This is a genomic window from Candidatus Hydrogenedentota bacterium, from assembly GCA_016791475.1.
Classification (GTDB): domain Bacteria; phylum Hydrogenedentota; class Hydrogenedentia; order Hydrogenedentales; family JAEUWI01; genus JAEUWI01.
This window is the reverse complement of the sequence record JAEUWI010000004.1, coordinates 190,933-198,698: the sequence shown is the minus strand read 5'-3', so window position 1 is coordinate 198,698 and position 7,766 is coordinate 190,933. Positions and strand designations below refer to the sequence as shown.

The 7,766-nt window shown below is 61.9% G+C and carries 6 protein-coding genes; all 6 read left to right on the top strand.

Translation table 11 applies throughout. From position 1 onward, the window contains the following. Positions 1-162 precede the first annotated feature (162 nt). The 6 genes from JNK74_03860 (at position 163) to JNK74_03835 (ending at position 7,764) form a co-directional block, all read left to right on the top strand. Entirely contained in the window at positions 163-1,200 is a 1,038-nt protein-coding gene (locus JNK74_03860; protein ID MBL7645309.1) for a uroporphyrinogen decarboxylase, read from the top strand. 17 nt (positions 1,201-1,217) lie between these two features. Further along, complete coding sequence (locus tag JNK74_03855; protein MBL7645308.1) at positions 1,218-1,385, top strand: hypothetical protein; 168 nt, start codon at positions 1,218-1,220, stop codon at positions 1,383-1,385. Between the two features lie 203 nt (positions 1,386-1,588). Next, positions 1,589-2,635, top strand: coding sequence for a Gfo/Idh/MocA family oxidoreductase (locus tag JNK74_03850; GenBank protein ID MBL7645307.1), 1,047 nt, complete (start codon positions 1,589-1,591; stop codon positions 2,633-2,635). A gap of 98 nt (positions 2,636-2,733) precedes the next feature. Next, the gene (locus JNK74_03845; GenBank protein MBL7645306.1) at positions 2,734-3,849 is read left to right on the top strand and encodes a peptidylprolyl isomerase; all 1,116 of its coding nucleotides are present in this window, start codon (positions 2,734-2,736) and stop codon (positions 3,847-3,849) included. 68 nt (positions 3,850-3,917) lie between these two features. Further along, positions 3,918-5,183: a Gfo/Idh/MocA family oxidoreductase gene (locus tag JNK74_03840; protein MBL7645305.1), complete on the top strand. Its 1,266-nt coding sequence runs from the start codon at positions 3,918-3,920 to the stop codon at positions 5,181-5,183. Between the two features lie 37 nt (positions 5,184-5,220). Further along, complete coding sequence (locus JNK74_03835) at positions 5,221-7,764, top strand: hypothetical protein (protein MBL7645304.1); 2,544 nt, start codon at positions 5,221-5,223, stop codon at positions 7,762-7,764. Positions 7,765-7,766: the final 2 nt, after the last annotated feature.

The following is a 7,766-nucleotide window of genomic DNA, read 5'->3' as shown; positions in this document are numbered from 1 at the left end:
GACCCAGCCCGTTTCGGATAGATTTCCTTCGTGAGGCAACGAATACATTTCGAGTAGATTTATTGTGAGGCAATTCGCGCGCTATACATCCGCCACTCCGCCGTAGTATCCTTGCGCCACCATGCGGCAGATCATGGACCGGACGCGGGCGCGAGAATTGGAATGACCCAGACTTTGCAGAATGACACCTTTTTGCGTGCCCTTCGCGGCGAGAAGACTCCCTATACCCCCATCTGGATGATGCGGCAGGCGGGCCGTACCGATCCGGCCTATCTCAAGCTTAAGGACGAGGCCGCGCTGCCATTGGAGGACTTGTTTCGCCATCCGGCCTACGCTACGGAGATTACGCTGCTTCCCAAGCGTTTCGGCGTCGACGCGCTCATCTATTTTCAAGACATTCTCACCCCGCTGACGCCCATGGGCGCCCATTTTGTCTTTGCACCCGGACCCAAGCTGGTGGACCGGGTGGAGACGGTGGAGGATGTGGAGCGGCTCCACGGCTACGACGTGGAGGCGGAGCTGCCCTTCGTTCAATACACCTTCGAGTCGATTTTTGATCAGCTCGATGGAGAGCTTCCCGTTTTGGGCTTTGGCGGGTCGCCCTTGACTCTGGCGGTGTTCATCCTGGAGGGCAAGAGCTTCGGCGATACGGCCTCCCGCGCCATGGCCTTCATGGCGCAGGAGCCCGAGGCGCTCCACCGACTGCTGGACCGCATCACCGAGATGACCATCGCCTACCTGAAGTATCAGGCCCGTTGCGGGGTTGCCGCAGTGCAGCTTTTCGAGTCGGCGGCCTTTCTGCTGACGCCCGATCAATACCGCGAGTTCGCCCTGCCCTATCAGCAGCGGATTTTCTCCGCCGTGAAGGGCATCGTGCCCACCATCAATTTCGCACGGGAGTGGAACTCGCTGGAAGATCTTGACGCGGGCGGCGCGGACGTCATCAGTCTCCCGTCCACCATTCACCTGCGCGATGCACGGGCTCAGCTCGGTGCCGATCGCGTCTTTCAGGGCAACCTCGACAATCACCTTCTGGCCTACGGCAGCGAGGAAGACATCGCCACCGCCGTGGAGGATTGCGTGCTCGCCGGGGAGCACCGGGGACACCTGTTCAATCTGAGCCACGGGCTGCTGCGTGAAACGCCCTTCGAACGTGTACTCCGGCTGGTGGAACAGGTCCACGCCGTGCGTTGTCCCTGACCTGGGAGTGAACCGCCGTGCGAAATCAGATCCGACTTGCATTCTTCCTCGTGTTGTGTGGCGCCCTGGCCCTGTGCGGCTGCGCCGTCCCCAAAGCCATCGGCAAGACCGCGGGCGGTATCGTAAAAGGCGCGGGAAAAGTCGTCTCCGGCACGGCCAAGGCGGTCACCAAACCCTTGCGGTGAAGACTTGCAGCCCAGGATTACTAGGCTGGAGGCTTCAGACTGCAGGCTGCAGAAGCCCAGTCGCCCAATGACCCATACGACCCATAAGACCCATAAGACCCATAAGACCCATTGCTTCCTCCTCACTGAAGCCTGAAGCCTTTTTCCTGTCCCCAATTCCATATGCTATACTCCGAATCTTAACCCCTTGCAAAGGAGATCTCATGGCTACGGTAGGGTATGGAATTATCGGTTGCGGCAATATTGGGCCGATTCATGCGGCGGCGATTGCGGAAGTGCGCGGTGCGAAACTGGTGGGCGTGGCCGATGTTCGGCTGGAGACGGCGGAGAAGCTCGCGGGGCAATACGGTGCGGCGGCCTTTGACAACTACAAGGAAATGCTGAAGCGCCCGGATATTCAGGCCGTTTCCCTGTGCGTCCCGAGCGGCATGCGCGCCGAAATTGCCGTGGACATTGCGAAGGCGGGCAAGCACATCCTTTCGGAAAAGCCTCTCGACGTTACCACGAAACGTATCGACACCATCATCAACGCCGCCGACAGGGCGGGCGTTTTTCTTGGCTGTATTTTTCAGAGCCGCTTTGCTGAAGGCGCAGAGCAGATCCGTACCGCCGTTGAACAGGGCCGCTTCGGCAAGTTGGTGCTGGGCGACGCCTACATCAAGTGGTTCCGCTCTCAGGCCTATTACGACAGCGGCGCGTGGCGTGGAACGTGGAAATTCGACGGCGGCGGCGCGCTGATGAACCAGGGTATTCACTACATCGATCTGCTCCAGTGGTTCATGGGCCCGGTAAAATCGGTCTATGCGCGCACGGCCCTGGTGGCCCACGAGCGCCTGGAGGTCGAAGATCTGGCTACGGCCATTCTGGAGTTTGAGAACGGCGCCCAGGGCGTGATCGAAGGCAGCACCGCCATCTGGCCCGGCCACCCCGCGCGCATCGAAATTCACGGCACCGAAGGCAGCGCCGCCATGGAAGACGGTAAAGTAGTCTCCTGGAAATTCAGCAAGGCCAAGCCCGTGGACAAGAAGATCGAAGCGGCCATGGCGGGCGATTCCGCCCTTGGCTCGGGCGCATCGGATCCGCTGAGCGGCTTGAAGATTGAGGGGCACCGTCGCCAGATCGATGACTTTACCAAGGCCATCCAGACTGGGCGCCAGCCCGCTATCCAGGGGCGTGAAGGCCGACTGGCCGTTGCCCTTATCGAGGCGATCTACAAATCCGCAAGAACCGGCAAGGTCGTCAAATTGTAGGCCGTGGTGGGTTATCGGGTCACGCCCAAACCCCGGTCGGATCGTGCGGGAATAGGATGGCAAACCGTAGCCTTCAAAGGCGCAGAGAAGACAATCCCATGAAACACTTCATTCAAATCGTTGTCGCGGCCTCGTTGCTGCTGGTGGCCCCATGCGTCCGGGCGCAGGGTCAGGAGTTGACCGCCGAGCAGGCGGCCCAGGTGATCGCCTACGTGGGTGACGAAGTCATCACCGCGGGTGAGTTCGCCCGGGATGTCCAATTCAAAATGCGCCAGATCGAAGGGGCCACGGGCCAGAAGGTCAACCCCGATCTGCGCTTTCGCCGAGCCCTCCTCACGGAAGTCATCAACAGCCGTATTCTGGGCATCGCCGCAAGAAACGCGGGCACGCAGGTGTCGGAAGAGGAGCTGGAAAAAGAGTTCCAGGAGCGCAAGGCGGTATTCGACAGCGAGGAGGCCTATCAGGGTTACCTGAAGCGGCTGCACATGACCGAGGCCGAACTCCGCGAGAATGTCCGTTCCCGTTTGCGCGTGAAGAATTTCGTCGATCATGAGACCGGAGAGTTGAGCGCCACCGACGAGGAAATCACAAAGTCCTATGAGACCCTCAAAGCCGAAGGCAAGATGAACCGGAAAGAAAAGACGCGCGACATCGCCGTGATGCTGTTCCGCGCCAAAGGCGGAGCGGACGAGGACTGGCGCGGTGCGGAAGAGCGCGCCAATGCCGCGCGAGCCCGTGTCGTCGCCGGAGAATCGTTCGACGCGGTCGCGCGCGAGGTCTCTGAAGACCCGTCCACCGCACCCCGCGGCGGAGTGCTCCGGGAGATGAAATTCGGCAGCTTTTATCCCGAGTTGGAAACCGCCATGGACAGCCTGAAGCCGGGAGAGGTGTCGGCCCCGGTGCGCAGTGTGATGGGTTGGTATGTCATCACAATCCAGTCGGTGAATGAGCCGGGGACTGTTCCCATAGAGTCCGCGCGCGATGTCCTTCGCGAGCAAGTGATCGACGGAAAACGCAGGGAAGTCATTGCCGGCATCGTGGCCGAAACGCAGAAACTTATCCGGGTCGAGCTGGTGGACACGCCGACGCCGCCCGTTCCCGCGGAGCCCCTTACGCCGCCCACACCCCTTCCGGCGAAACCCGACGTGCCTGTGCCCGCGCCCGCGCCCGAGCCCGCACCGGACGCCGACACGCCCCTTCCCGCGCCGAGTTGACCTTCGGCATGCCCAGGGCCAGAGCAAATGCGGTATTGTGAAGCATCATTGGTATGAGGATGGGTTGAATGAGCAGATTTCTGAAGATCGGGTTGGTTGGCGCCGGCATGTTTGGCGGAGACGTGCATCTCCGTACCTATTGCCAGTTGCAACAGAACGGCATCCTCCCCTGGCTGGGCAGGATCGGCCTCGACAACATGGCCCGGGCCCTGGGCGACATCCAGGTGGATTTCGTGGCCCTCGCCACCAACACCCCGGGCTCCTGCGCGCGAAAACGGGAGGAATACGGCAAACTCGGGATGAACTTCGCCACCTACCACGGCGACACCCCCTGGATGGACTTGCTCGACGCCCACCCGGATCTGGACATCCTGGCCGTGGCCACACCGGACCACCTCCACGCCGCCCCTATCCTGGCGGCCCTCGAACGCGGGGTCCATGTCATCACCGAAAAACCCATGACCCTCCTGGCGGAAGAGGCCGACGCGATTATCGATGCCTCCAGGAAGGCCGGGCGCCTCGTTGGTGTCGATATGCACAAGCGCTATGACCCCGATCACCTGAGCATTCGGGACAAGATTTCCCAGCGCATCGGCGAGCCACTCTATGGCCGCGCCGTACTTGAAGAGCCCCTGGAGGTCTCCACCGAGGTCTTCAAGAACTGGGCGTCGAAGAGCGACCCCTTCAGCTATGTGGGGTGCCACTGGACCGATCTCTATATCGCCTATTTCGGCGTGAAACCCGTCTCGCTCCACGCCGTAGGCCAGAAGAAAAAGCTCCGCAATGAACACGGCATGGACGCCTTCGACGCGGTCCAGGTCAAGGTTCAGTTCGACAATGGCATGAGCATCGACTTCATCAACAACTGGATCGTGCCCGACAAGTTTGAGGCTCCCGTAAACCAGGAGAGCCAGCTCTTCGGTACCCACGGCATGGTCGAGTCCGACAGTCAATACCGGGGCCTGCGTTTCTGCACCACCGAGCGCGGCACCCAGACCATGAACAGCCACTTCACCCGCGATGTAACCCGCGAAGACGGCAGCCTCGCCTATGTGGGCTATGGCGTGGACAGCCTCGTGGTATGCATCGAGAAAGTCGCCGAGATGAAGTTTCTGGGTAAATCGCTCGACGAAGTGGAGAAGGGGTATCCCAACGCCGCGGAGGCCCGTCTCTCCGTGTTAATCGTCGATGCCGCACGGGAAGTTATTCAGCGTAATCAGGCCTACATCGAAGCGGGAAAGGGCGCGCCCGTCACCGCCGTCTTCAATGAGCACGGTATAACTGTATACGATCCCTATGCCGGTCCCGCCGTGATCTACAACCGACCCGTTTGATGCCATGCTCGCCGGGCGCCCCTACCTGAGGATACTCGTGGCTCTGGCCCTGCTGGCCTCGGTGGCGGGCGGTGTTGCCCTCGTCCGTCATCTCGCCACATCCGGCTTTCCCTGGCAGACAAGGCTGTCCTGGAAGCAAATGGAAGGGTTGACCGGCGCCCAGGCAATCGCCAGCACGAAGCTGGAGGTTGAGCTTGATCCCGAGTCGGGCCGCTTGGAGGGCAAGGCAACGCTGGCCGTCACCGCACCGGGGGGGGATGGCTCCCAGGTTATTCTCCTGCTGAATCAGGCCCTGGATGTGGACGAACTTACTTTTGAAGGGCAGTCTCTTTCCTCCCGGCGCAACGGCGAGCGCTTGCTTGTTCAGTTGCCGCCGGAAGCCACTGCTGGGCGGCTCCAGGTCGCCTACAGCGGAGTTCTTGAATCGGGAAACTCTTCAACGCTGCTCGCAACGCCCGGTGAGTTCGTCGTGGACCGCCTCCAATTCTGGTACCCTGTGGATCTCAATAGTTTCTCAACCCTTGCTGTGGCCGCCACGGTTCCCGAAGACTTTGAAGTCGTCTGGAGTGGCGCCCTCCTCGACAACCAGGTGAGGGAGGGGCGGCGTACCGTCCGCTGGGAAGAAAGTCGGCCCGTCCTGGCGGCGGGCTTCGCCGCAGGGCGCTACCAGAAGATCTCACGTGTCCAGGGCAGCATCCGCTGCAATATCTACGGCCGCGAAGTTGACGCCGCCCGCGCCGAGGCCTGGTTGGCCGACCTGGGCGATTCCTACAACTATTTCCACACCCAGTTGGGCCCCGACGGGTTCAACCAACTGAATCTCGTTCTCAGCGATAGCATTGACGGCGCCGCCCATCTGGGTGGCTCCACCCTCCTGTGCAATCCCGCCCGCCTCCAGAACGGTGACGCGTCCTTCGTGCTCATTGCCCACCACGTGGCGCGAAACTGGTGGGGCGAGACCGTCTCCGGCCGATGGTTCAGCAGCCGCCCGGAAGCGGGCGAATGGTTGATGACCAGCCTCTCGGAATACAGCGCCTGGCAGGCCTTGCGCACGCTCAAAGGTCGCCGGGCCTATCTGCGCCATCAGGAGTCCCTCTACTGCCCGCCCGAGATTCCAGGGCCCATGAAAGCCTACAACCTCGAACGTCATCTCTTGCCCGCCGACGGGCTGGATGAGCGCCTCTTCACCGTTCGAGGCCCCTACACCGCCGCGATGTTGGCCGAGTACATCGGGGCCGACGCCTTCGCCCGCGCCTGCCGCAACTTCATGTCGGTCCATCGCTACAGCACCGTCTCCTATGCGGCACTACTGCACGAAATGACCCTGGCCTCCGAAAAGCCCCTCGACGAACTCGTCCGCGTCTGGTTCGACAGGCCCGGCGCGCTGGACTACGCCATCGCGGGAGTAACCCAGGAGGGGGGACGGGTGCACGTGACGGTGGAAAACGTCGGCGATATTCCCGCCTATGTCCCCATGGAGCTGGGCCTCGTCATGGAAGATGGATACCAGGTCCAGACCATTGAGCCTGGTATGCACGGCGATACCGTGAGCTTTACCCTGAACGGACCACTCAAGCGAATCGTCCTCGACCCCGAGTTCGCGGTAGCCGATATGCGCCGTACCAACAACGCCTGGCCCTCCACTCAGTGGCCCCTCGCGCTGAATGTCTCCTCCAGCGGACGTATCGCCCTTGTAAGCCAGTCGGAGTGGGGGGGGGACCGTTCCCACAGGCTCTACCTGTTTCCCCTGGCCGGTCGCACCCCCGAAGGCGCCATCGAACTTGCCGGCTCCATGCCCCTGGACCTCGCCTGGGACTCCGCCGGACAGCAACTTGCGGTCCAGCGCCGCGATTCCGCGGGACTCTGGCGCGACAATCAATGGCACCCCATCGAAGGCAGCGACACCGTATTCCTCGGATGGAGTAAGGCGGGGCCGCTCGTCTGGCGCGCTGGTCGCATCGACATTGTCGGCGCGACGTCCCTAAAAGAGGGCGAACTCCTGCCCCGTCCCCGAGCGGGAAACGCCGATCTTCAAGCCGACACGGAACGCCTGGCGTATCTGACGGACGAAGGCGTGCTGGTCACCTGGGAGGCCGATACGAATACAATCAAGATCGTCCAGGAGGTGGCGCGCCCTTCGGGTGGTCTGCGCTGGCGCGGTGGAAGCAATGAGATCATCTATTTCGAGGAGAGTGGCGGTCTGGTTTCTGTGACGCCGGATTCTCCTGCGGTTACCACGCTGCTCCATCGGAATTACCCCATCGCGCAGGCCAGAATAAGTGAAAACGGCGGTCGGGTGGCGTGGGTGGACCCTGCCGGATTGCTGCGCGGCATGACACCGGGCGAAAGTGAGCCCGTCTACATCTCACTACCCGGTGAAGTCATCGATTTCGCCTGGGAAGGGGAGGACGCCCTCATCGCCATCGCCGCGGCCATACCGAGGCGGCTTCCCATGCGATTCCACGCCGACTACACGCTGTGGCGCATTCCCGTGACGACGTGGAAAGGCCTCCAGCTCCCCTACGACCCCCACGCATTCGCCGAAGCGGCGGACACCGTCCCGCTTCAGAACCTGCCGTGAAT

What these genes read in the sequence shown, in the direction of transcription:
- JNK74_03840 (MBL7645305.1), top strand. Translation starts at nt 3,918, where the DNA reads ATGAGCAGATTTCTGAAGATCGGGTTGGTTGGCGCCGGCATGTTTGGC.
- JNK74_03845 (MBL7645306.1), top strand. Translation starts at nt 2,734, where the DNA reads ATGAAACACTTCATTCAAATCGTTGTCGCGGCCTCGTTGCTGCTGGTG.
- JNK74_03860 (MBL7645309.1), top strand. Translation starts at nt 163, where the DNA reads ATGACCCAGACTTTGCAGAATGACACCTTTTTGCGTGCCCTTCGCGGC.
- JNK74_03850 (MBL7645307.1), top strand. Translation starts at nt 1,589, where the DNA reads ATGGCTACGGTAGGGTATGGAATTATCGGTTGCGGCAATATTGGGCCG.